The sequence below is a fragment of the Bradyrhizobium sp. SZCCT0231 genome, from assembly GCF_018130245.1.
In the GTDB taxonomy this organism is placed as follows: Bacteria; Pseudomonadota; Alphaproteobacteria; order Rhizobiales; family Xanthobacteraceae; genus Bradyrhizobium; species Bradyrhizobium japonicum_F.
Map to the genome: position 1 here is coordinate 107,872 of NZ_JAFCKP010000010.1, position 23,616 is coordinate 131,487.

Consider the following 23,616-nt stretch of genomic DNA (forward strand, 5'->3'; position numbering starts at 1 on the left):
GGGCCTGCACCGCGCCAGCAGTTGAGCCTAGTTCGGTCCCAGCACAGCGTCCGCCCGACGGCTGTCCCGCTTGACGATGATGATCGCACCGTTGCGGATTGCAAATCTGGCCCCGATCAATCTGGGCACCTTCTCTGTGAGAGGAGAAGGAAGGGGGATGGTTGGGCCAACGATGGGATCACCCACGTTCGTGGGCGCAACTGCCGGACCCGCGGACTGAGCTGGCTTGATGTAGTCTCGTATGAGCCGAATCTCGTCGGCCGAGAGATTTAGCGCAGCTTCTTGCGCCAGATTGTCACCGGACTTGGTGTCTCCGGACTTGGTGTCTCCGGATTTGGCCCGCTCGGTGCTCGCTTTCTCGAGCTGCCTGGCCCTCTCGGCCTGATCGATGCGCGTCAACCGTTCCTTCAGCGATAGCACCTCACGTTGCAGGTAAGCGATCTCCGATGTCATGGACTTGAACTGCATCACGACGGCAGCGGCTCCGGCGCAGATGGCAAGCAGCATGAGGCTCAGGAGCGCGATGACGGCGCCGATCGCATTTCGGCTTCGATGCTGCATCTTCCTGTCCGGAAGCTCGTGTTCCAGGTGCTTGCGCCACAATGTACCGAGACGCCGGAAGGCGGCCGCGATGTCCGGAAATACGTTGCCTTTCCCTGAGCGGATCTCCGGCCGAACTTCAGCAGCAGATCCGAGCTGCTCTATTTCCTCTAAGCTCGCACGTCCTCGCGGGCGCATGGCGAGCAGAGCAAGAATTGAAAAATTGGACTTCACTGAGCTATCGCGGGTCCCTGGCGGCAGCTGCGTCGAATCTCCATGCTGCCGAAAACGAACTAGCCTCGAGACCGGCGATTAGCGGCTAGCCCGCAGCCCAAGTCAAGCGGCTCCCCTCACATGGGCTTGGGATCTCGTGCGTGCCGCCGTCACGCGAAATGGCACTATGATCCTCTCCGATTCCAGGAAGCCGGGGCGATGACCAGTCACGACCGATTAGAGGAGACAGCTTCGCGCGTCCAGGCGGAGGAGGTCGCCGCCAACGATGCGCCGGCTTCAAGCCGGCAAAAGTTGACATCTTGATTCCTGTTCGGGCCGTAGTCTCCCGGTTTTGCACAAATCGACCTGGTGTGGTGAAACCCAGATAAACTTCTCTTGGTTGCGAAGAGGAGTCTGCGATCGCGACGAACCCGATTTCGGCCAGCAGCAATGCTGCCGGATTGCCCAGTGCCTCACACGCAGACTTCATGACAACGCTGGGCGGGCCGCGGCGGTGGCCCACCTTCGCTGAGGCAGGTGCAGCGACCAAAGCCCAGTGGAGATCCCGTCGTGGTCCGCTTGCATGTCGAACGCTTCATTCGTAGCCGAATCGTCCGACGATCCCTGGCGCTCGGCATCATCGCTCTGAGCGGATGGGCCCTGTTGCCGTATGTGACCTACAGAATCGCGCCCTCCGCCTTTGTCAACGCCGAGCTGATGCGAGTGACTGCGCCGATCGCGGGTCAGCTCGCGCCTGACCTTCCACGCAAAGGCGAATATTTCCGGCGCACCCGGGTCGTTTCGCTGGTCGAGGCGCGCTCGCCGGATCGCCGGCACCTCATGGACCTCGATCAGCAGCTTGCCGTATCCACCAAACGCGCAGAGCTCGCACGTCGTCAACTCGAGGAAATCGCCGAACTCGATGGCAAGCTCCGCGAGCGCAGCGAGGACTATCGTTTGGGGGCGATGGCACGCCTGCGCCACGAGATCGGAGAAACGGAGGCTGAAAGAGGCGGCTGTCTCGCCGAGGCGCGGCAGCGGAACGACGTCGCCGGCCGGATGGAGAGGCTCGTCAAGCTCGGCATCAGTTCACAGATCCGTTCTGCCGAAGCCCAGGCGTCTCAGGAGGCAACCGCAACGCGGTGCCAGATGGCCGATGAGCGCCTGCAGCGCTTCAAGACCGAGTTGGCGGCGGCCGAGAAGGGCATCTATCTTCGTGGCGATGCCAATGATGTGCCCTATTCTCAGCAGCAGCGCGAGCGGCTTGTTCTCCGTCGCCAGGAGCTCGAGACGGACCTGTTGCAGAACAGCTCACGTTCCGCACAGCTGACTGCGGAGATCGCCGAGGAGCGCGCTCGACTCGATCGCCTTGATCACTACGATCTATCGTTGCCTGCGGCCCATGTGGTCTGGTCGGTCGCGGCCAGCCCGGGCTCGATGGTCACGGAAGGGCAATCGGTCTTTGATTTTGCAGATTGCGAACGCCGGTTCATCGTTGTTGAACTGCCCGAGCGCGATTTCGAGAAGATCAAGCCCGGAGATGCGGCGACTGTCCGCCTGATCGGCAGTCGGGAGTGGAAGACCGGCCAGATCCGGCAAGTTCGCGGCTCGGCGGCGTATGCCGATGATCGACTGCTCGCGGCTCGGGTGCCGCGGCCTGATCCGGGCAATATCACTGTCGAGATCTCGTTGCCGCCCAACGAGACGATGGCCGACCACAACGGCTCCTGCGATATCGGACGGTTAGCCGAAGTGCGCTTCGAGCGCAGCGCCGACGGCCTGCTTCGATTGGTCCGCTCGAAACTGAAATGGCTGACGGCTCGGCTGGACCTCGACCAGTCATCCCTGTGAGCGAGAAATTCCGTGCAGGTCGTGACTCTGTCCCTCTCTCAGCTGTTCGCGCCGATGCTGGGCGTCTTTGCAGCGATGTACCTGTTGGCGCCGACCTTTGCAGTCGCGCGCCTTTGGGCGCGTGTCGCGATTTTCATCGTGGTTTGGCTTGTCGTTGCCCGCTATCTGGAATGGCGTGTCTTCACCACGGTGCTGCCGGCAAGCGGGACCTGGTATCAGGTCGGCTGGATCTGGTTCTGTCTCTTCGTTGAGCTCCTGACCTTCACGGATCAGTTCATTCTCTATCTGACCTTCCTTCGCAGGACCGATCGCCGCAGCGAGGCAGATCAGCACGAACGTCGGCTTCGCGGCCTGCCGGATCATGAGCTGCCCTCGGTCGACGTCTTCATTCCAACCTATGACGAGTCGTTCGAGGTGCTGGAAAAGACGATCACGGGGGCACTATGCCTGGACTATCCGAATTTCCAGGTCTGGGTCCTGGATGATGGACGCAGGCCCTGGCTCAAGGAGCTCTGCGAACACAAGGGGGCGGGCTATCTCACCCGTTCCGACAATTTGAACGCGAAAGCAGGCAATATCAACCATGCGCTGACGATGACGCATGGCGAGTTCTTCGCGATCTTCGATGCGGACTTCGTGCCGCAGCGCAATTTCCTGATGCGCACGATGGGCTTCTTCGCTGATCCAAAGATCGGAATCGTTCAGATCCCGCACGCCTTCTACAATGAGGACCCGATGCAGGCGAATCTCGGCCTGCACCGAGGACTGCCGGACGAACAACGGTTCTTCTTCGATTCCATCATGCCCGCGCGCGACGGTTGGGATGGTGCCTTTTGTTGTGGATCCAACTCCGTCACACGTCGTGCAGCACTCCGCGCGATAGGCGATTCCTTGCCGACCCAGTCCATTACGGAAGACATCCTGCTGACGCTCGTCCTGCTGCGCAAGGGATACGTCACCCGTTATCTCTGCGAACCGCTGGCAATCGGATTGGCGCCGGAAAGCCTTGGCGCCTTCTTCGTGCAACGGCAACGCTGGGCGCGTGGCGCGATCCAGACCCTGTATCTCGCCGCCGGCCCGCTCGGCCCCGGACTGAGCGTGATGCATCGGCTCCTCTTCTTTCCGACGCATTGGCTCTCATTGGGCTTGCGGGCGCTCATGGTCGTGCTGGTTCCAATCGTGTTCATGTGGACCGGCCTCGCGCCTGTCGTCGACGTCACCCCAGAATCGGTCTTCTACTACCTGTTCCCCGCGATCGTGGCGCTCAACGGCGGTATCTCCTGGTTCGCGCCACACGCGCATTTTCCACTCGCTGCTCAGGTGTCGGCGACCATCCAGAGCTTCAAGATTCTGCCGACGGTGCTCGGGACTCTCGTCAAGCCGAAGGGACATGCCTTCAGGGTGACGCCCAAGGGAGCCGCCGCGCGGCGCGCAACCTATGCCGCGGAGATATTCTGGCCGTCTGCAGCCCTGATGGCGCTAACGGTTGTCGGTCTCGTTCTGAACACCATCCCGGAGTGGCGGGTCATCGATCATCCCGCCGCTTTACCGATGGTCGCCTTCTGGTCGGTGGTGAACATCGTCGTGCTCTTCTTCGTCTGCATGACCTCGCTGCAGGCGCGGATGAGACGTTCAGAGGAGCGCTTCGATGTCGACGAATCGGTCTTGATCCATGGTGAGGCCGGTGAGCTGCTTTCCGGGCGCATGAGCAACATCTCCCTTTCCGGCGCGGGCGTCCTGCTCGACCCCGGCATCGACTGTCCTCGCAGTGGAGAGCCGCTTCGCGTACACATCATGCAGGTGGGCTGGATCGACGCGATGGTCGTGCAACAAAGAGGTCAGTTCGTCGGGATGCAGTTCAAATTGCCGCAGTCGCTTGAACGAGACCTGTTGATCCGCAAGCTCTTCACCGTCGCCCGCCTGCGGGAAAACTGCGCTATCGCGTGGTCGGTGAACAGGACGATGCTCAAGAGCATCTGGTCAATGGCCGCGCCGCTGCCTCAAATTGAGACAAGTGGCGCCAAGCCCGCAGCACCTTCACCGGCTGAGCGTCTACCGGCCGAGAGCCTGGTCATCCGGCCTCAACGGCGGATCGCCGATCTGGCACATCTCGCCGGGGCTCGAAGCCTGCATCCGACAAGTTTTACCAGAACCCGGCCTTAGCCGTCGGCGGCGATGCGATGCGCCGCCTTCCACGTTCTGCCACAAACTTCAAACGACAATGGGCGAGCCCGTGATAGCCCGAGTCGTCTTCGGGTTTCAGGCTTGAGGGAACATCTCTTGTCCGATCACCGCAGCGATTTTCGCCAAGGGCATCTGACGTTCTGGGCATCCCTGTTGTGGCAGTCGCCTGCGTTGCGATTGTCGCAGTCAGCGGTTGGCGGGAGTGGTCTTCGCGACAGGCGACACCAGCGGCAGAAGATCGCCGCAGCCCTGGTCGCGAAGGAGGCGGATTTTCGCCTCCTCGCAGAGCAGTCGGGCGATATGGTGATGCGCATCGCGATCGATAGACAGATCCTGTATGCGTCGCCATCCAGCGCTCGGGTTCTCGGCTGGGCTCCGAACGCGTTGGTGAACACGTCAATTCTCGCCGGGATCAATCCCGCGGACCTGGCACGGTCGAGCAAACGATCTCGGCGCTGATGAACGGCGAAGCCGAAGAGGCGAGAATTGCCTATCGCAGCCGTCCTCGCGAAAAAAAGTGAGGTCTGGATCGAAACTGCGCTGCGCGTCACCAGGAATTCGCAGAGTTGAGACATCGACGGCTTGGTAGCGATCTCGCGCGGCATGACCGAGCATAAGGATCTGGAGGATAAGCTGTCGGCTCTCGCGATTTCGGATGGCCCTGACGGCACTGGCAAATCGCAGGCACTTCGGCTGGCGGCGGAATGGGATCGGACCAGGCGCGACGGAGCGCCTTTATCGCTGTTGCTGATCGACGTCGATCATTTCAAGAGCTTCGTACGGGCATCAGGCCGGCGACGCGTGTCTTCGCTCGATCGCCGGGGTCCTGACCGAGCACGCCAGACGCCCGGCAGACCTGAATGGCAGACTGGCTACACCCGCATGCGATACCGCTTTGTTCGGGGCCTTCGCGCGCGCGATGCCGACGCCGATCGCCGTCTTTCTCCCGAGCGCCGTACTTCCGCCCTTCGAACTTTCTCTCGGAGCCGCTGCAATTGGGCGAGCAGGCTAACGAGCTCGATCGCCGTGTGACGCAGAACAGCCAGGCTGCAAACCCCACTACTCACTACAACACCCCCAACGGCCCTTGCCGAATCCGTGACGGGAAGCCCGAATTTGTGATGACGTCCCAATAACGTCTAGGCGAAGGCTCCCCGGGCCGTCCGTTCGGTTTACGACGATACGCGGAAATATTTTCGAGCATTATTCCGATGCGTTGCAACAAGATGCGTGAACCGGAAAACGGGAAATTTGGGCGCACTCTCTGAAGGGGGACTCGTCATTTGCATCAGCACGAGGGAGCCGCACGAAGGGCCTCCGCCGTCCGGACGATTGGCTCTTCGACCCAGGCCTCGCGGGCGAACCAGTTGTGATTGGCCTGACAGATCGGACAACGAGTATTGCCGAAGAACACGATGCTCCGCAGGAAAGTCTCACGATCGGATTTGATGCCGGTAGGAATCGCGCGACCGGTTTGCGGACACTTGACCATGATCATGCCCATACGAGCCTCCCTGAAACATGTATTTGTCGAGTGAAAAGGGCCGGTCGGCTGGAGCGCGCTCTCGTCGGTGCGGGTGACTTGGGGGGCATCGCACCTGGGGTCGTTGTTCGAGCAAAGGGCAGCTTGCTCGTGACGACGCTTCTCCAACCGACCGGATTCCTGCTTGGCGGATTCTTGGGATACTGCCGGCTTTCGCGCGGCAACGCTGAATGATGTCCGACCTCAACCGAAAGCTTCTGGGAGGCCCCTAACAATTGTCGTGTCGAAATCCATGCGACTTCGTGCGGAATGTGCCCCCTGCAACGAAACCATTATTTCCCTCTCGACGGACAGATCAGCCAACCGGATCACTGGTGTCACTCCCCTCGGTGCAGTTCGTCAACTATTCTCTGTTTACATTTAATGTGCAAACTAAAATTTGCCTTGTCGGTCTGATTTGCGACTCTCGGCCGATTTATTTTTTTGCGCGGCGCGATGCATTGCCGAAAAATATCAGTCCTTCCTCGTAGGCTTAAGCAGCCTCGTTCTCGACGCCGGCTCGGCGCGTGCTTCGGTTTTTCCGTGGTATTGAATGGTCGCGCGAGGTTCAAATGTGAAACAAATTTTGATAATAAGCTAAATATGTAAATCTCGTTGTTAATTGCTGCCAATCACGTAAGCTAAACTCGTCCGGGTTTCTTCGGCTGGAGGAGACGATGTGGGAATTAATTCATAGCAAGTACAACTTCACCTCCGAGACACTGCAGTTGGCCCAGATGCGCGCGGAATTGGTAAGCATTGGCGAGAAGGAGCGCATCCTGAGAGAACGGAGTGCCGATCGCGAAGCTTATCGGTACCTATTGGATGCTCATCGGTTGATCATGAGAGCGAGCCTTCTTGGAGAGCAGGTGTTGAATATTTCTCCGCAGGAAGGGGGCAAGGACGGTCAGCTCGCGGCATGACCGGCCGGATTGTCATTTCGAAAGGACCCCGACCGGGTGGCCTGTGTTCGGCTGAACGGGAATCGCAACGCCGCGGGCTGGGCTAGATTGAATGTTGCTGGCGGCGGCCGTCCGCTTGTCGGGTGCCGCGACAACAGCGCATCCCGGACGCCGTCGCCGCCTCGCCGGTACAGGGCGAGGCAGATTTGTTCACATTGGTGGAAGCCGTGCTGGAAGGATCGTCGGCAGAGATGGTGTTGAGACCGGCTCCCGATGCAGTGTTCGCGCTGCTGGACGGTCGATCAATGCTGTTCAGCGAAGCTGGGCAGAAGATCTTTGAAGTCGACCGAGTAGGGGCATTCATTTGGTGCAAGTTGGCGCAAGGCGCCTCTCTGGAGGACATTTATCGGGAGCTTGGGGCGCTAGGCATTGACGAGCACGCGGCACGCCAGTTCACGCGACAGGTCGTAAATGTCTGGATCGATCGAGCGTTGCTCGAGGTCGATTGGCGAATGCCGACCGATTGCGCCTTCTCAGCCAATCTAGGTCGGCACAGAATAAGCGTCCGGGCCGCAAATCGGGACCTCTTGAGACGGCTGCTTTCGCCATTTTGTGTTTCGGACCAGGGCACCGGCGGCGACGGCGACATCGCGATCGAGGCAATGATGCTGGACGAGCAAGTGTTCTTGCGTGGAGAGGATTCCAGCATCTCCAGATGTGAAGTCGAAGCACTGGCCCCTACGATCAAAGCTCACGTCACCGATCGGCTTATTCGGAGCAATCGTTGGGTCTTCTCCCTTCATGCCGCTTCTCTCGTGAAAGACGGCATGGGCCTGCTGTTATGCGGCCAGCCGGGGGCTGGAAAGTCCACCCTCACGCTGCAACTGGTCGACGCCGGACTTCGGTACGCCGGCGATGACGTTGCGCTGGTTGGCGCTGACGGAACGATCTGCGGAATCCCGTTTGCTCTCACCCTCAAGGAGGGATCGTGGGACTTGCTGTCGCGACTACATGGCGACCGGTACGACGCGACGCATTGCCGCTCCGACGGCGTTCGGGTGCGGTACGTACCCATTCCGGATGCGCAGAACCAATGCGTTTCCGCAAGCTGGATCATCTTCTTGAACCGGGTCGCGAGCGGTCCGGCCGAACTAACCGCGGTAGATCCGTTGGATTCGATGAAGCGGCTCATCGAGAACGCATTTGCTGCTGACGGAAGACTGTCGCAGGCCGGCTTTTTCGCTTTGAAGCGGATTGTCGCGGGCGTGCGATCGCTTCAACTCACTTACGGCGAGGCTGTGGAGGCTCGGCGCTTGCTTATGGAATTGTGCAATGGCAAGGCATAGCAGCGCGCTCACGAGCCTCTGCAATTGCTTGCGAGGCATGCCGCCCGTCGATGTAGAATGGACATCCGTAATCGGGCTCGCAAATCAGACCCTGACGACGCCGGCGCTCATCGACTTTGTCGACAAATTTGCGTCGACGCTGCCGGACGACGTCTGCACATATATTCGTCATATCCACCGCCGAAACGTGCTGCGCAACAATCGCCTCGTCGCTCAACTGGAGGAGGCCGTCGTCGCGATGAACGGCCTGGGAATTACGCCGATCATGCTCAAGGGCGCATCGACGCTGGCGACCGCGCCCGAGGAGCGGCGAGGCGTTCGGCTGATGTCCGATCTGGACATTATGGTCATGCCAGACGAAGCCAGCATGGCAGTCGCCGCTCTATGTGCAATTGGCTACGATATCGACTATCAGACCCCGCCCGAAAGCCAGAGATGGCACGTCGAGTTGAATCGGTCGCACGATGTCGGGACCATCGACCTGCAGCAGGCACCTCCAGGCCCTGCGTACCTCTACCAGAGCTTCGGGCATGCGCTGAACCATTGCGTCCCAGCGGCGCTGGGACGGGGACACGTGTACATCCCGACGCCGACCTACCGAGCGCTCATGCTGATCATCCATGATCAATTTCAAGACTATGGTTATTGGCTCGGCGACCTCGACCTGCGGCACCTCGTTGAATTGCGCGATCTGAACAATTCCGCCGAGGGCCTTGATTGGGGAGAGCTTACCTCTCTCGTCTCGGGTGAATTGATGAAGAACGCTGTTGAAACCCAGCTGTTCGCTCTTGCTGAGCTGCTTGGCGTCGAGATTCCGCGCGCGTTGCACTCCCGACTGATTCCGCGCCTGCAGTTCATGCGACAGTTGATGCAAGCCCGCTTTCCGGCCACGCGCGTGCCCTTCCTCGCAATGATGGCGTTGGACCTCGGAAACTACCGGAAGGCGGCAGGTGGCGCCCCGCAAGCCGCTGTGCGTTCGCGTGGATTGTGGTCCTTGCCGAGGGTGGGCACCCTGCAGTTTCTGTTGAAGGCGGCCGTCGCGGTGCGGGCCGGGAAGGTCTGAACCACGAGTGCCTTCGGTGGGGCCGGCAGATCCCCGAGGCGGATGCCTTCAATCGGCTGCGTGCGGAGCGAACTGGTAGCTGCCGATCCGTCGAGCCAGCGATCTCGCGCATGCCGGCATTTGCAGCGGCGGGGCCATCAATGCTCGTGGCCACCAGCATTCCGGGTGGACGCTTCGCTGTTCTCGCGAATCCTGAACTCCTCCAGCGTGTGCCCTGATTGGAGCGCGGCGACCAGCCAGCGCGGCTGTTTGCCACGCCCGGACCACGTCTCTGTCGGTTTGAGGGGGTTGAAGTATTTCGGCACGACCTTTGGGTATTTGCGGCGGGGGGGCTGGCCTGGGCCCGTCACTGTCGCCCCGCCCTCCGCCCCGCCGAATTGATCCGGTTGATTGAGTTGTGCCAGGCGCTTCTCCAGCTCCCGCTTTTCGGCTGTGATCTTTTCGGCAAGAATCTTTGTCAGCTCCTCATGGAGGAGCCATAGTTCTTCAAAATCCATGGCTTCGAGATCCTGCCTGCGCATCGCATTCTCGTCACCGTTCGACCGACGCCCTGCCTCCCTGTCATCTCTCACGCCGAATATCGTTTTCGAGTGGCGAACAACAGATAGGGACCAAGGCTGGTCTTTTCAAATTGACGCGATAATAAATAAATAATATATTAATTAATATATATTGCGAGGATTATTTTTATCGATTTACTGGTGGTGAGGAAGCCTTGCTGCAGGCTCGAAGAGAAACGTTGGATATTATCGATTGCCCACTGGTGCGTCTTCAGGCGGCGATCAGTCGATTTATCGTTCCCTCAGCCGCATTGACCGACATCCAGGCTTTGAAGCTGCAAATCCAGCTGCGACGGCTCGCCCTGAGAGACATCGCAGTCATAAGCTCGCGGCTGCAGCGGGCCGACGGCCGCATTTCAGGAGGATTGCCAACGAAGAAAGGCGGCCTTGCGCGCCGGTCGTATTCGCCGAGGGTGCGGCGTCGCAGATGGATCTCGCGCCCCGCTTAAATTGCCATGTTTCGCTTGAGTCGACGCGCTGGTGCACGTAGGGCGCGTGTTGTTGCTCTGGCTGCTATTAAATTGAGCGGATAATACTTTTTTCAGTCTTGATTGGAACCGGCGACGCAGTTATGTGGAGCACGAACTTGCTGTTCGGTTCCACGTATTTTTTTGGGGGTAGACCCGCTCAGGATATTGATTGCTCGGCCGGGACAATATTAAATGGGCGCAACCACAGGATGCTAGCATGTCGACCAAGAAGCTCGAACTAGACGCGATGTCCCTCGATGATCTATGGGCGCTTCATGAGGAAATTAGCGGCATTTTGTCGGATCGGATCAAGGCTGAAAAACAGGAACTGGAGAAGCGCCTGGCGGTTCTCGGCGGCGGGATGGCTGTGTTGGCCGAAACAGGCGGGCCAAGCGTCTCTTCGACCGGCAAACCGAGGCGCAAATATCCGCGCGTACTGCCGAAATATCGTAACCCGCAGACTTCCGAGACCTGGTCGGGACGTGGCAAGCGGCCGCGTTGGTTGGTCGCTGCCATGAAGTCTGGCCGGAGAATTGAGGAGTTTCGTATTGGCGAAGCAAGTCCGAAGCTTCGTCAGCGGGCGTGACTAAATCGGTGGCTGGCAGGAGTGTAAGGGCCAATAAGAGGCGCTACTCGCATAATCTGTGCTCTAGTAGGCATTGCGCCCTCGCAAAACCTCTGCCGGAGTTCGCAGCAGGATTGCGAGATCCAGCCCGAGACTCCAGTTGTCGATGTACCAGAGATCGTACTCCACACGTCTCTCAACCATGGTCGCTGTAGGCGTTGGTCCACGACAGCCATGGATTTGAGCCCATCCGGTCAATCCGGGTCTCACTCGGCGCCGGAAGGCGTACTTCCGGACGACCTTTTCGAACTCTCCGTCGTGGGCCACGGCATGGGGGCGTGGGCCGACCAGTGACATGCTGCCGTCGAGGACGTTCAACAACTGCGGCAGCTCGTCGAAGCTCGTTCGTCGCAGCCATCTGCCGACCCTGGTGATGCGAGGGTCAAGATGCGTTGCCTGAACGACGACAGGTCCATTCTCAAGCACATGCATCGTCCGAAACTTTCGGATGGAAAATATTCGGCCATTGAACCCGCATCTTTGTTGCTTGAAGAGGATCGGACCGGGAGAATCCAGTCTGATCGCGACCGCAGCTATCGCGAGCAATGGTGCAAAGACTGTCAAAGCAAGTCCCGCACCGACAATATCAACCATTCGCTTGCTTGCGCGCTCGATTGCGGTGAGGGGGCCGGGCTGGATCTCTACACAAGCGGCACTTCCCAAGCTCCTCGTCGGATGTCGAAGCAGTTCGGACGCAGCACCAACCGGGACGAAGACGATAGGGAATGGCAGCACCCTCAGGTCGGAGATAAAGGCACGAAGGTCGGCCCATCGTTCCGGATTGGCCTCCAGCACGATTTTGTCGACCTCGGAATTGCGAACATGTTCGATGACGCGGGAGCTGAGCCGCTTTCTGGAACCAGGGTCTGAGCCCATCGCAGGCAAACCGAAGCGGCCCTTAACGCGATAGCCGAGGACCGCGAGAGTCTCCGACAGGCCAGCATGAGCCGAGGGCGACTGATCGGTGATCAGGACGAGATTCGTCCGAGCGAACCTCCTGCCACTGAAGCATTTTATCAGCAGTACCCTGGCAACGCACCGTTGCGCGATCAAAGATGCCAGGCCGAGTGCCGCAAACAGGACGCCGACACCTCGGAAGAACTTTGGATTGTCATCGAGCATCCCCACAGCGGCGGCCAGGACATGCAACAAAATCCACGTGAGGCAAATGGCGCGAACTTGGCTTCGGAGTACGAGGAGTTCGGTTGGCCGATACAGTCCCCTGCCTTTCAGAATGTAGACAAAAGATACTGATGCTGCTGCCGCGTAGGCGCATGCCTGGGCGAGGCCGGCTGGTGCCGGGCTGCCGTGTGAAAGAAGCGCGGAAAGGAAGCCGGCGAATAGAATGGTCGCGATATCGGCGCAGATCGCCACAAATTCGACAGAGTCGTACCGGACGAGCCATTTGCCTTCGTCAGCAATGGACGATTGTGGGTTGACGAGAGTTGGATCGCTCCCGTGGTCGCCGATATGCCGAGTGATAAAATTCATGGCTAATCAACAGAACGCACGCGGTTAATAATTAATATACTATAAATTTAAATACATTAATCAACTTGATTTCGTTGCGAGCTCGATAAATTTAATCTGAACCGTTGAAGTGGCTGCAATATCAATCAGGATCGATCTGGGCGCGATCGCCCAGAGGCAGACTGCTGAAAAGCGGCTATGGGGCTCGCGAGCGCAACTTCTGAACGTAACCTGGGTCGAGCTCCGCAATCGAGCTCTCGGCAAAGGCTCTGCCGTCTGCTGATGCCGACTGGTATGCGGCGGCGATGGCTGGCCGGAGTGCGATCCGGCTGGTAATGGCAACTTTAAGGTCGCGCCGGATAAGATCTCGAAGCTCAGGCTCCTTGACCGCGGCATCTGTGCCGAGAGCGACGGAAAGTCGTAGTGGAATAAGATCCAGTGCGTTTGGCGCAGTATAGTAGGACATCTTAAGTAGGCTTGTCGTGTCATAGGTCGCCGCGTGCTGCTTTGACAGCGCTGCGAGCATGAGCCAAACGTCGCCTCGAAGGGGTGAGTATTCCAGCACCGCGGAAAAAGTATTCAAGTCCGCGGATCGCCCGGTGTTCCGCGGGTCGGTAGCCTTGTCGGACTTCGGGCCCAGAGTTGCAGTGAATCCTGAGATAGTCGCGGCATTATCGCGCGTGGATTGGAGCGCTGAGGTCCAGGCTTCGTACGAGCCGGAAACGGATGTAGCTGAGAGGCGATCACCCAAAGGCCAGCTTTGCGAGACTATCCAAGCTGTTTGCGCAGCTAACAGCAATCCTATCATTGTCAGAGCACCGCGGGTCAGAGCCCATGGGGACGCGAAGATGATTGAAGGAGTTCGTCGCGCCGCCGTGGTTCGGCCGCCGGCTTCCTGCGTAAGCGGCCGCAGCTCGATGGACTCCGCGTCGCGGGCCGTACTGGACAGGCTTTGCGCAAAAGCAAGACCGTAGACCGCCGCCACCAACAGTGATGCCCCTAAATCGAAAAGGCCGTTCTCGGCAAAGGCCAGCATTGTCAACGATACGGAAGCGCCTGCGCCGACGGCTGGATATAGGTAAGCGTGATTGCGAGACAAGGCGCGCCCGAACAAGATGCAGGCGCTGATGGCAGTGACTATCAACAGGCCGCAGAGGAACGGACGTCCCATTTCGACCGCGACTGCCGCGGCAACGGTCGGCCGTTCGCGCATTGCGATCATGCCAACGTCCCCATAGATCGGCAGAAGCGCAGCAAACGTGCCGGCGCCGGTGCCGATCGGGTGAGTGTCCTGTAGCATCCGCTCAGTCGCCGCGCGGGTTTGCGTCGACAAGGCAATCGTCAGGTCAGCATTCCGATTAATCGGAACGAAAGTGAAGCTGGCGACGAACAGCATGGCGGCGGTCGCGAGAACACCAGCTCTGCCCCACAGGCCAAAGAACCATTTGCGAATAGCGACCGCCGTGAGGCTGGTTGTCACTCCGAGCAGAACGGCAATCAGCGCGGTCGAACCGCTACAAAGCGCGATTGCCGCAATAGAGACGATCAGTGACAGAATTGCGCAGCCAAGAATGGCGAGCGGTCCTATCGGCGAGCGAGGGGACCGTCCATGCCGCCGCAGCTGGTCGACCGCACGGATAGCCATTGCAGTGGAGAGAAGGACACCAAGAGCCGCCGCGGTCGAGCCAGTCCAAACTTGTTCGTGGAGCCATGAGCCACTCAGATTGTTGATTCTCCATATCGAAAATATGCAGCTGACGGCGGTGATCGATACAAGGATATGGAGGACCTGCGCCGCCCTCTGCTTGTCCAGGGTAACGACGGCGGTGACGAGGGCCACGGCGAGAACAAGGTTGTAATGTGATAGCGCCAGTATCGTCTCGCGTATATCAACCGAGAACCTCTGTGCGAGGGGTTGGTCTAGGGCTGCCGACGCTGTCGCCCAGATCTGATTTCCGAGGCCGCGGAGCGGGATCGGAATCGGAATCAGCTGCAAGGCGATCCAAAGCACGGGTGCGGCGAGAGCCAGAATGAAGAGGGGCCGCAGAAGCTTCGCGAAGGAGGCGAGGGTTGACGACGTGGAGAAGAGGCCGACGGCCAATATGGCGGCCGCAAGAACGCCCGATAGCACCCCTGGACCCAGTAGGTTCTCGACCACAGCAAAAGCCGCAGTAACGGCCGCAGGCACCGCGAGCATTGTAGACTGGACAACCATTTTACACCATCTCTGACTCTGGCCTGCTCAAAACGGAGAGCATGTTGCAAAAGGCGCTGACTCCATCGCTGGGCTGACGTATGTCAGAGGGTCATCCTAAGAGTCCGACAAGCCATATCTGACGTAGTGGCTGTCATCGTAGTAATCACTCCGGTGAGCGTCGTACCGTGCCATTGCCCTTATATTGGTCTTGTTGAGTACTACGCCGATCAAGGAATCGGAGATGGTCGGTGCAGTATGCAGGGCATGCTGAACCACATCGATTTTCGTCCGCCCCCATTCGACGACGAGAACGTAGCAGTCGACCAACGGCGCAGTGACGCGCACATCCACCAGAGGCGAGAGTGGCGGGAAATCCACTATGACGTAGTCATAGGTCTGCCGCAAACGATCGAATAACTTGCTTATGTTCTCGGCGGAAAGGATCTCGCTCGTATGAAGGAGGGGGCCACGCCGGACGACTGGCAAGAATGCGAGATTGGTTCTGGGGTCATGCCACAGCGCTTCTTCGAGCGAACGCTTTCCGTTCGCAACTTCTAGTAAGCCGAAATTTGCGTTCGGAGCCATAGCAGTAGAAAGTGAGGGATTTCTAAGGTCGCAATCGACTACAATAGCTCGCTTGCCGCTATGTGCGATGAGGTGAGCTAGAGAGGCTGCAATCGTTGTCTTGCCCTCATTTGGCAGAGCCGACGTGAGTCCGATCACCTGGTTCGACGCCTTTGCGGGGGTGTGGTCTATGGCAAGCTTGATCGAACGGATAGCTTCCGTGAAGCGGGAGAGGGGCATTCCGATGACGGCTCGGTGGAGCGTCGGTAGATTTGACATCGTGCGTGATCGCAGATCCTCATCCGATTGCTGCGATCGGACCGTTGACTTCTGCGCCTTCGGCGGCGACAGCAAGGGGACCAGCGACAAGCACGGTAGCTCCAGTGCGGCCTCCACCTGCGAGGACGTACGGAAAACTCTATCCAAAACATCTCTCAGAAGAGCCAAGCCGATCCCGAATGCGAGTCCGGCGGCCAGGCCGAAGCCGAGCACCAAGTTTGCCTTCGGCTTGCTCTTGCGCTCTGGCGGTGAGGCGGGAAAGACTACCCGTGCTTCCGAAATCGGATATGTCTCCTGCTGGGTCGCCCCCATGGAGTGCTGCAGAAACGCCTCATGCATGGCGCGCAGACTTTTCGCTCGGCTCTCCAACTCCCGTATGGTCAGTTCTGCTGAGTTCGTCAGGCGCGATTGCGAGACGGCTCGAGCAAGTTGCTTCTCGAGTTCCTGCTGCCGCTGCTGAGCAGCTTCCAATTCGTTTTTGCTGGTTTCGGCGAGCCTCTTAACTTCTTCGAGGATGGATGTGCGAATGTCGCGTATCCGAGTCCGCAGGTTGACAACCGCCAAATGGTCGCGGCCGAACCGGGCTGACCAATCGGCTTCGCGACGTGACAACTCGAGATATTGCTGGCGAAGCGCATTGATGATCGAGCTCTGGAGGACATCGGCACTCGCCGCGTCAGGAGCGCTGATGGTGGAGGAGCCGGCTGCATTGGCGCGTAGGACCGCGTCGTAGCGGTTGAACTTGACCTGTGCATCGGAGGTCTGGGTTCGGGCAGCTACCAATCGGGCGTTGAGATCGTTGACGGGCTGTTCGTCAATCGATTTTCCGCCAGTCGAGACGATATTGTTCTGAGACTTGTATGCGCTCACGGCGCGTTCGGCCGTCAGTGCTTGCTCATTGAGATTATGGAGACGTTCCTGCAACCAACTGGCTGCCGTTCGCGTGGCTTCGAATTTCGCATTCATCTGGTCGTTAATGAACGCGTTAGCCACGGCATTGGCGATCTCCGCTGCGCGTTCCGCGTTGCTCGAACTGTAGCTGACCTCGATGATCTTGCTGTATCCGATCCTGTACGCGGAGAGCCTATCCAGCAACGCGGCGATCGCGCCTTCGTTAGGCGTATCGGCCTTCGAAACGTGCTCCGGCTGCTGACCGCGGTTTCGAATGCGATGCAGTAGCGAGCTGAAGGACCACCGTGAACCAGTAAGGTCCGGATCGTTGGCGAGATCCAGCTGCGTCATGGCTGCTGCTGCAATGCCCCGCGACCTTATGATCTGCAGTTGCGTTTCGATTTGGGCCGCGTCGACAACGGGCTCTGGAAGGAGTGACTGTTGCTGAACGAACTGAGCTCGAGGATTCGACAGCAGGATTTGTACTTGAGCTGTGTAGGTGGGGGGAGCGAACCGCAGGTAGAGCATCGCGGCTGCGAATACGAGAGCCGCGGTGACGATGATCATAAGATATCGACGCCTTGCAAAGATGACGGCGAACTTGACGAGATCGCCGATTCCCCCGCCGCTGATCTGGTTCGACTGGGCTGGGCCGCCCAGAGGCAAGCGTGTTCTGTCGGTCTGTAGAAGATTGCTCTGAAGCATGGGGTACCTGTCTGGGTCGGGAGCACGTCGGTTTGGTCGCCCGCATGCGAGCGTTTGGTATATTATTCGTTAAATGAATATAACTCAGAAAAATATGATTGCCAAATTAAATGTTATTCGGATATTAATTGGATGGCGGGCGCGAAAAGGGCCTCTTGGGCCAATTTTGCGCGGTTTCGCTGTTGCGAACCCGACGATAATCGGCGGGGGGAATTAAATGAGATTTGAAGTCTGGTGGTTAATGTGTAACCCGGCGGGACTGATCGTGAAGGTAAGAAGTGTGTCGGGTCTCCCCGATCATTCAACGACAGTCGAACGACTTGAATGGGCCGATGCTGGTCGGCTCAAGGCCTCGAATCCCTCCCGCGCTGCAGACGCGTGGCATGTACGAGCGCGCATCATGACGGCTCGAATGACAACGGCGAGAGCAGTTTCGACGAGAGCAATGTCGATCGGTGCTTTGAAGACCTCGTTGCGCCTTCTGGCGGGACTGAGCACCACGTACCGGAGGACGTTTTCATGCTGGAAGTGCGGTGTTTAGAGATCCCAGATGTTAAGATCATCCAAACGGATCGAGTATCCGACGCGCGGGGTTATTTCTGTGAGACGTTTCAGCGATCTGCCTTCGCAGAGAAGGGGATTCACGTCGATTTCGTCCAGGACAATCAATCCAGCTCAGACAAGATTGGGACGGTCCGGGGCTTGCATTTCCAGCGACCGCCGTTCGCCCAGGCCAAGCTCATACGGGTGCTAAGCGGCGCTATTCTGGATGTCGTGGTCGATCTTCGGCGTTCCTCGGCGACCTTCGGAAAGCACATAGCGGTCAAGCTGGATAGCAAGACGGGTGAGCAATTGCTTGTCCCGAAAGGCTTTGCGCATGGTTTCTGCACCCTGCAACCTGAAACCGTCGTGTTCTACAAGGTCGACCAGGTCTACGCTCCAAGCCATGACGGAGGGCTCTATTGGGCCGATCCGGCACTGGCGATCGAGTGGCCGGTGACAACAGTCGAGGCCCAAGTATCGCCAAAAGACAGGTCCCTGCCCAGGCTGGACCAGCTTACGGCCATTTTCGAGTGATGGAGAGCGGTCAGATGCGCGTTCTGGTGACCGGGGGAGCGGGATTTATAGGCTCTGCAGTGTGCCGTAGCTTGGTGCTGCAGAAGGGCGCCGCAGTGATCAATGTCGACAAGCTGACCTATGCGGCCAACCCAGCCTCGTTGGCGTCTATCGAGGAGCTAAAGTCATACTTGTTCGAGCAGCAGGATATCTGCGACCGCGAGGCCATGGACTTCGTGTTCAGCAGCTACCAGCCTGACGCGATCATTCACCTCGCAGCTGAGAGTCACGTCGACCGCTCGATCACCGGCTCGGCCGCTTTCATTGCCACGAACATCGTGGGCACCTACACGCTATTGGAAGCAGCCAGAAAATACTATGAGGGCCTCTCGGTGCCACGACGAAAGCGGTTTCGCTTCGTTCACGTCTCGACGGACGAGGTCTACGGCTCACTCGGACTTGCCGACTACTTCCGGGAGGAAACGCCTTACCAGCCGAGCTCACCCTATTCAGCGAGCAAGGCAGCCTCGGATCATCTCGCTCTTGCATGGTTCAAGACCTACGGCCTGCCGGTCATTGTGTCGAATTGCTCGAACAACTACGGCCCGTTTCAATTTCCAGAGAAACTTATCCCTTTGATGATTCTTAATGCGATCGAGCGTAAGCCGCTGCCGGTGTACGGCGACGGCCGAAACGTACGCGACTGGCTACATGTTGAAGATCATGCGGCAGGTTTGATCACGCTTCTGTCGGGAGGCAAGCCCGGCGAGAAGTACAATTTCGGCGGCGATAGCGAACGCTCCAACCTCGACGTGGTCACCCAGATCTGCGACGTCGTCGACAGACTGTATCCAGGTCCGGCAACGAGACGATCGATGATTGCCTTTGTGCCGGATCGTCCGGGACACGATGTCCGCTACGCGATCGACGCATCGAAAGCTCGCCGTGAGCTCGGCTGGCGACCCACAAGGACGTTCGAGCAGGGGCTGACCGAAACAGTCGCATGGTATCTCAAGAGCCGCGCGTGGTGGGAGCGGGCCCGCAGCCGGGTTTATGACGGCTCGCGTCTAGGGCTCTTGGCTACACAACATTGAGGCTGCAAATGACGGAAAGGCCCATTTTGATTGCTGGTCGCAACGGTCAGTTGGCAAAGTGTCTTCATGACCTCGCGGTGCTGCACAGCATGCCCGTTGTCTCCCTTGGACGCAGCGAATGCAATCTGGAGGTTCATGGGGAGCTCCGTCGGGCGATCGAGCCATTCGCACCGTCCATGATCATCAACGCTGCCGCTTACACGGCGGTGGACCTAGCAGAATCGGAAGTAGCAAGAGCATTCAGCATTAATCGCGACGCGGCGGCCGCGTTGGCCAATGTCGCGTGGCAAATGAATATACCGTTCATCCACATCTCGACCGACTATGTCTTTGACGGCACAAAGCTGGATGCTTACGAGGAAAGCGATGCTCCCGCGCCGATGAATGTGTACGGCGCATCGAAGCTCGCTGGCGAAGCTGCCGTTCTGGCGGCTCACCCGCTCGCAACGGTAATTCGCACTTCATGGCTATATAGTCCCCATGGCAACAACTTTGTTCGGACGATGCTGCGGCTCTGTGAATCGCATCCCGTCGTCAGAGTCGTTCAGGATCAATGCGGAAATCCAACCTCCGCGCTCGACCTTGCGTCGGCGATCCTTCAGCTCTCGGGGCGGCTGCTAACCCACGATCGTAGAGCCATGGCCGGCATCTTTCATCTTGCCGGACAGGGTGAGACGACTTGGCATGGGTTTGCCCAAGCGATTTTCGACTTGCTTGCTCATCGCGGAATCCGAGTGCCGCAGCTCGAGGCGATTACGAGCGAACAGTACCAGACGGCCGCGCGACGGCCGCGGAATTCGCGCCTCGATTCATCCAAGGCCGAACGCATCTTGGGCATTCGACTGCCGTTATGGCGTTGCTCTCTCGAAACTTGTCTCGACCAAATTGCGGAAGGTAGAACCGATGCTGAAAGGAATTGTGCTGGCTGGGGGCAGCGGAACTCGACTGTATCCAATCACGAGAGCGGTCAGCAAGCAGCTACTGCCCATCTATGACAAGCCGATGATCTACTATCCCTTGTCAACGCTGATGCTGGCAGGCGTGCGTGAGATTCTTATCATAACCACGCCATCAGATCGGTGTCAGTTCGAGCGCTTGCTGGGGGACGGCAATCAATGGGGAGTCAGGCTCAGTTACGCGGAGCAGCCCCGACCCGCCGGTCTGGCGGATGCGTTCATTGTTGGCGCCGACTTCATCGGGAGCGATCGCGTTGCGATGGTGCTTGGAGACAACATCTTCTTTGGCGACGGCCTTAGCGAAATGCTCGCAAGGGCTGCCGAGCGTGAGGAAGGTGCAACTGTCTTCGCCTATCATGTACGAGATCCGGAGCGGTATGGCGTGGTTACGTTCGATGAGGGCGATCGCCCGCTGCGAATCGAGGAGAAGCCGAAGCAGCCGAGCTCGAACTGGGCGATCACGGGTCTCTATTTCTTCGACAATAACGTCGTGCGGTACGCACGGCGCATCGAGCCGTCGTCGCGCGGAGAACTCGAGATCACCGATCTGCAGATGCGGTATCTTTCGGCCAAGGCGCTCCATGTTGAGCGGATGGGACGGGGGTTCGCTTGGCTAGATACCGGAACAGTGGAGTCGCTGATCGATGCGGCTATGTTCGTGCAGACGCTCGAAAAGCGCCAGGGAATGAAGGTTGCTTGTCTTGAGGAAATTGCGTTGAGGCAGGGCTTCATCGAGCGCGACCGGATCGAAGAGTTGGCGCGACCGTTGGAGAAGAGTGGCTACGGTCAGTATTTGCGCGAGATCGGGTCTCTCCTGACTTGAGGCTCGGGTTGAATCATCCGCAGACATTGAAATGAGTCAACTCATGGTTCTTCGATGAACAGCAGCCCGATCAAGAGTGGGACTTTGACGCCCGAGTTCTCGCAAAATTCCCCGCTGGTGCGCTATGCGCTCAGAGGATTGGAGCGGTGTTGGCTACCTGAACACGGCTGCTGGTCGCACATCTACCATCTGGACGGGCGCGCTTCGCCCAACGAGTCGCTGCGGCGCAGCGATGTGTTCTACACGCTTAACGTTCTGCTCGGAATGTCGAGGATAAAGGAGGTTCCTAGCAGCATCAATCTATCGGAAACATTCTATCAGAATGCGGTCCAGCTCACGGTCCTTTCCGTACCAAAGTATGCACTCGGCATGGCGCTTTGGGTTTCCGCAGAACTCAGCCTCGAGTTGCCCGAGCAGGTTAGGCGTGAAGTGAAGGCGCTCTTGAGCGACCAGGCGGGCTGGAAGACGTTTCGGGCCCAGGATTTGGGTATGCTGTTGACGGGCGTGGTGGCTCAGGCCCGGGCCGGCGGCAAGGAGTGGGTGCCTTTCGCCGCTCCGCTGTATCGCTTTCTCCAGGAGCGGTTTTACACCGGATCAGGGCTGTTCTTCGACGCAGCATCGGGATTTCGGCGGCGCTTCGCTTCGTTCGCGACGCAGATCTATCTCTCAATTGCGTGCTATCACTACGGTGAATTCGCAGGCGAGTCATCCGCACTCGCCATGGCAGGAGCCTGCGTACGCAAGTTGATTGCGCTTCAGGGCCCCGACGGCGAGTGGCCCTGGTTCTTCGACGCGGCTGGTGGGCGCGTGCTTGATTTCTATGAAGTCTACTCGGTGCACCAGTATGGCATGGCTCCGGCGTTGCTCGAATGGGCAGAGCGCTATCGGATTCGGGGAGCGCGAGATGCCTTAATCAAGGGATTTAATTGGGTGCTGGGCCAGAACCAGCTTCGCCGCTCGATGCTGGTGCCTGATCTCGGGCTGACCATCCGATCTCAGGTTCGAAAGCAGGAGCTGACAACGAGGGCGCCCAGGATGCTGCGCGCAATCAAGAACGCCTACTCCGGACACGAGTCCGGGCTAATTGAAAATGCCGGTGTCGGACTTCGGCTGGAATGCCGTAGCTACGAACTGGGTTGGATATTGTGGTCGTTCGGTCAGCGAGGTGACTTGCTGGAACTGACCCACGCCTCGGCCTTTGGAAGGGTACTCATACCGGCCTGACGCCGTGGGCACGAATGCTTGTGCTAACGGTTCCAGGCGACGGCTCGCCGATTGCGCAACAGCGACAGCATTGTTATGACCCGATGCATTCTTACGGCACACATGACTGCGATAGCTTTGGTGCGGGCTCCGATACCGTAGAGCCGGTCACTCGTTAAGATCGTGATGATGCCCGGAGCGGGCGAGGCCAGGACAAGTAGGGCCTGTGCAATCCAGCGTAATCTCCACGCCGGCTTACCGTCGGCCATGTTGCGGTAGTGCAGAAGTTGTCGGTCCCACTTGACATAGAGCTCCTGGAGAGAGTTCCTGGCCGGGTGGAAGACGATCATTTCCGGGATATATTGAAATCGAAGCCCGGCACGCCGCGCACGTTGTCCCCACTCCATATCCTCCGCCACGTCGATCCCCGCGAACGGACCGACGCAATGGAAATCCCGGCGAAGCATCGCCATGTTGCCAGTGCCACAATAGCCATCGCGCTCGATATAGAGCTTGAATCGATAAGCGAAGACGCTCTCGTAGGCCGCGATGGCATCCAGGTGTGGCTGCGTGCCTCGCCAGATGCGGACGTCCCCTCCGAGCACTGTTCGAGGCGGCAACGAATGCAGTGAGCGCCACAGGCTGCTCAGCCAATCCGGATGTGCCCTGCAATCGGCATCAATGAAGGCAAGCACCTCGCCGCTCGCAGCAGCAACTCCGGTGTTGCGCGCCGGGCCAGGCCCGGGCCGCGCCTCGCACAACAGTCGTACGCCCGGATATTGAGCGAGGACGTCGGTTGGCAAAGTTGCGGAGCCGTTGTCAACGACAATGATCTCGAACGAATCCCGGGGAATGCTCTGCGCCTCGAGACTGGCCAGGCATGCCTTCAGCGCGCCTAGCTGATTCAAATGGGGAACAATCACCGAAATCGTCGGGTATTTAATAGTCATTTAATTTTCTCCACCGCCGGCGGCTACGATTTGGCTGCCGACGAGCGTTGCTGGCCTCGTATTTAAGGGCACAATATAATATCAATATAACTTGCAAATAAAATCGCTGCCATTATTATCTCGATATTATTTAAGTTCAATTGGAAAGCGGT

General features: G+C 58.7%; 19 protein-coding genes. 12 read left to right on the forward strand and 7 right to left on the reverse strand.

The window, feature by feature from the left end:
• Positions 1-27: 27 nt before the first annotated feature.
• The gene (locus JQ566_RS22455) at positions 28-774 is read right to left on the reverse strand and encodes a hypothetical protein (protein ID WP_212375615.1); all 747 of its coding nucleotides are present in this window, start codon (positions 772-774) and stop codon (positions 28-30) included.
• A gap of 549 nt (positions 775-1,323) precedes the next feature.
• On the opposite strand from JQ566_RS22455, the gene JQ566_RS22460 reads away from it, so the two are divergent.
• The 3 genes from JQ566_RS22460 (at position 1,324) to JQ566_RS34655 (ending at position 5,247) form a co-directional block, all read left to right on the forward strand.
• On the forward strand, positions 1,324-2,604 hold the full coding sequence (locus tag JQ566_RS22460; protein WP_349643351.1) for an HlyD family secretion protein: 1,281 nt from the start codon (positions 1,324-1,326) through the stop codon (positions 2,602-2,604).
• Positions 2,605-2,616: 12 nt separating this feature from the next.
• Complete coding sequence (locus tag JQ566_RS22465; protein WP_212375617.1) at positions 2,617-4,767, forward strand: glycosyltransferase; 2,151 nt, start codon at positions 2,617-2,619, stop codon at positions 4,765-4,767.
• 117 nt (positions 4,768-4,884) lie between these two features.
• Positions 4,885-5,247 (forward strand): PAS domain-containing protein, encoded by a 363-nt coding sequence (locus tag JQ566_RS34655; protein ID WP_249139728.1) that lies wholly within the window; start codon positions 4,885-4,887, stop codon positions 5,245-5,247.
• Positions 5,248-6,076: 829 nt separating this feature from the next.
• Here the strand turns inward: JQ566_RS34655 and JQ566_RS22475 are convergent.
• The gene (locus JQ566_RS22475; RefSeq protein WP_212375618.1) at positions 6,077-6,292 is read right to left on the reverse strand and encodes a hypothetical protein; all 216 of its coding nucleotides are present in this window, start codon (positions 6,290-6,292) and stop codon (positions 6,077-6,079) included.
• 695 nt (positions 6,293-6,987) lie between these two features.
• On the opposite strand from JQ566_RS22475, the gene JQ566_RS22480 reads away from it, so the two are divergent.
• The 3 genes from JQ566_RS22480 to JQ566_RS22490 all read left to right on the forward strand — a co-directional run bounded on the left by JQ566_RS22480 (position 6,988) and on the right by JQ566_RS22490 (position 9,621).
• Positions 6,988-7,233, forward strand: coding sequence for a hypothetical protein (locus tag JQ566_RS22480; protein WP_212375620.1), 246 nt, complete (start codon positions 6,988-6,990; stop codon positions 7,231-7,233).
• A gap of 185 nt (positions 7,234-7,418) precedes the next feature.
• Positions 7,419-8,558, forward strand: a complete 1,140-nt coding sequence (locus tag JQ566_RS22485) for a serine/threonine protein kinase (RefSeq protein WP_249139729.1) — start codon at positions 7,419-7,421, stop codon at positions 8,556-8,558.
• Positions 8,545-9,621, forward strand: a complete 1,077-nt coding sequence (locus JQ566_RS22490; RefSeq protein WP_249139730.1) for a nucleotidyltransferase family protein — start codon at positions 8,545-8,547, stop codon at positions 9,619-9,621. Before JQ566_RS22485 ends, JQ566_RS22490 begins: the two co-directional genes overlap by 14 nt.
• A 137-nt stretch (positions 9,622-9,758) precedes the next feature.
• On the opposite strand, the gene JQ566_RS22495 is transcribed toward JQ566_RS22490, so the two are convergent.
• A complete protein-coding gene (locus tag JQ566_RS22495) occupies positions 9,759-10,142 on the reverse strand; it encodes an H-NS histone family protein (RefSeq protein ID WP_212375622.1) in 384 nt (127 codons plus the stop codon).
• A gap of 726 nt (positions 10,143-10,868) precedes the next feature.
• On the opposite strand from JQ566_RS22495, the gene JQ566_RS22500 reads away from it, so the two are divergent.
• Complete coding sequence (locus JQ566_RS22500; protein ID WP_212375624.1) at positions 10,869-11,237, forward strand: H-NS histone family protein; 369 nt, start codon at positions 10,869-10,871, stop codon at positions 11,235-11,237.
• 63 nt (positions 11,238-11,300) lie between these two features.
• Here the strand turns inward: JQ566_RS22500 and JQ566_RS22505 are convergent, their stop codons facing one another.
• The 3 genes from JQ566_RS22505 to JQ566_RS22515 form a co-directional block, all read right to left on the reverse strand.
• Positions 11,301-12,767, reverse strand: a complete 1,467-nt coding sequence (locus JQ566_RS22505) for an exopolysaccharide biosynthesis polyprenyl glycosylphosphotransferase (RefSeq protein WP_212375627.1) — start codon at positions 12,765-12,767, stop codon at positions 11,301-11,303.
• Positions 12,768-12,942: 175 nt separating this feature from the next.
• Complete coding sequence (locus JQ566_RS22510) at positions 12,943-14,961, reverse strand: hypothetical protein (RefSeq protein ID WP_212375630.1); 2,019 nt, start codon at positions 14,959-14,961, stop codon at positions 12,943-12,945.
• 96 nt (positions 14,962-15,057) lie between these two features.
• A complete protein-coding gene (locus tag JQ566_RS22515; protein ID WP_212375633.1) occupies positions 15,058-17,382 on the reverse strand; it encodes a polysaccharide biosynthesis tyrosine autokinase in 2,325 nt (774 codons plus the stop codon).
• A gap of 519 nt (positions 17,383-17,901) precedes the next feature.
• Here JQ566_RS22515 and rfbC point away from each other — a divergent pair.
• From rfbC to JQ566_RS22540, 5 genes are read left to right on the forward strand one after another with little or no spacing between them, the layout of a single operon-like run.
• Positions 17,902-18,459 carry a dTDP-4-dehydrorhamnose 3,5-epimerase gene (gene rfbC / locus JQ566_RS22520; protein WP_212375636.1) on the forward strand — a complete coding sequence of 186 codons (558 nt, stop codon included), beginning with the start codon at positions 17,902-17,904 and terminating at the stop codon, positions 18,457-18,459.
• A 14-nt stretch (positions 18,460-18,473) separates the two neighbouring features.
• On the forward strand, positions 18,474-19,532 hold the full coding sequence (rfbB, locus tag JQ566_RS22525) for a dTDP-glucose 4,6-dehydratase (protein ID WP_212375639.1): 1,059 nt from the start codon (positions 18,474-18,476) through the stop codon (positions 19,530-19,532).
• 8 nt (positions 19,533-19,540) lie between these two features.
• On the forward strand, positions 19,541-20,527 hold the full coding sequence (rfbD, locus tag JQ566_RS22530) for a dTDP-4-dehydrorhamnose reductase (RefSeq protein WP_212375642.1): 987 nt from the start codon (positions 19,541-19,543) through the stop codon (positions 20,525-20,527).
• Positions 20,436-21,311 (forward strand): glucose-1-phosphate thymidylyltransferase RfbA, encoded by an 876-nt coding sequence (rfbA, locus tag JQ566_RS22535; RefSeq protein WP_212375645.1) that lies wholly within the window; start codon positions 20,436-20,438, stop codon positions 21,309-21,311. The genes rfbD and rfbA overlap by 92 nt, the downstream gene beginning before the upstream one ends.
• 54 nt (positions 21,312-21,365) lie before the next feature.
• A complete protein-coding gene (locus JQ566_RS22540; protein ID WP_249139731.1) occupies positions 21,366-22,535 on the forward strand; it encodes a hypothetical protein in 1,170 nt (389 codons plus the stop codon).
• A gap of 23 nt (positions 22,536-22,558) precedes the next feature.
• Here the strand turns inward: JQ566_RS22540 and JQ566_RS22545 are convergent, their stop codons facing one another.
• Positions 22,559-23,464 carry a glycosyltransferase family 2 protein gene (locus tag JQ566_RS22545; RefSeq protein WP_212375648.1) on the reverse strand — a complete coding sequence of 302 codons (906 nt, stop codon included), beginning with the start codon at positions 23,462-23,464 and terminating at the stop codon, positions 22,559-22,561.
• Positions 23,465-23,616 lie beyond the last annotated feature (152 nt).

Coding starts and splice junctions, on each gene's coding strand:
- JQ566_RS22475 (WP_212375618.1), bottom strand. CDS start 6,292: ATGGGCATGATCATGGTCAAGTGTCCGCAAACCGGTCGCGCGATTCCT.
- JQ566_RS22480 (WP_212375620.1), top strand. CDS start 6,988: ATGTGGGAATTAATTCATAGCAAGTACAACTTCACCTCCGAGACACTG.
- JQ566_RS22490 (WP_249139730.1), top strand. CDS start 8,545: ATGGCAAGGCATAGCAGCGCGCTCACGAGCCTCTGCAATTGCTTGCGA.
- JQ566_RS22495 (WP_212375622.1), bottom strand. CDS start 10,142: ATGCGCAGGCAGGATCTCGAAGCCATGGATTTTGAAGAACTATGGCTC.
- JQ566_RS22500 (WP_212375624.1), top strand. CDS start 10,869: ATGTCGACCAAGAAGCTCGAACTAGACGCGATGTCCCTCGATGATCTA.
- JQ566_RS22505 (WP_212375627.1), bottom strand. CDS start 12,767: ATGAATTTTATCACTCGGCATATCGGCGACCACGGGAGCGATCCAACT.
- JQ566_RS22510 (WP_212375630.1), bottom strand. CDS start 14,961: ATGGTTGTCCAGTCTACAATGCTCGCGGTGCCTGCGGCCGTTACTGCG.
- JQ566_RS22515 (WP_212375633.1), bottom strand. CDS start 17,382: ATGCTTCAGAGCAATCTTCTACAGACCGACAGAACACGCTTGCCTCTG.
- rfbC (WP_212375636.1), top strand. CDS start 17,902: ATGCTGGAAGTGCGGTGTTTAGAGATCCCAGATGTTAAGATCATCCAA.
- rfbB (WP_212375639.1), top strand. CDS start 18,474: ATGCGCGTTCTGGTGACCGGGGGAGCGGGATTTATAGGCTCTGCAGTG.
- rfbD (WP_212375642.1), top strand. CDS start 19,541: ATGACGGAAAGGCCCATTTTGATTGCTGGTCGCAACGGTCAGTTGGCA.
- rfbA (WP_212375645.1), top strand. CDS start 20,436: ATGCTGAAAGGAATTGTGCTGGCTGGGGGCAGCGGAACTCGACTGTAT.
- JQ566_RS22540 (WP_249139731.1), top strand. CDS start 21,366: ATGAACAGCAGCCCGATCAAGAGTGGGACTTTGACGCCCGAGTTCTCG.
- JQ566_RS22545 (WP_212375648.1), bottom strand. CDS start 23,464: ATGACTATTAAATACCCGACGATTTCGGTGATTGTTCCCCATTTGAAT.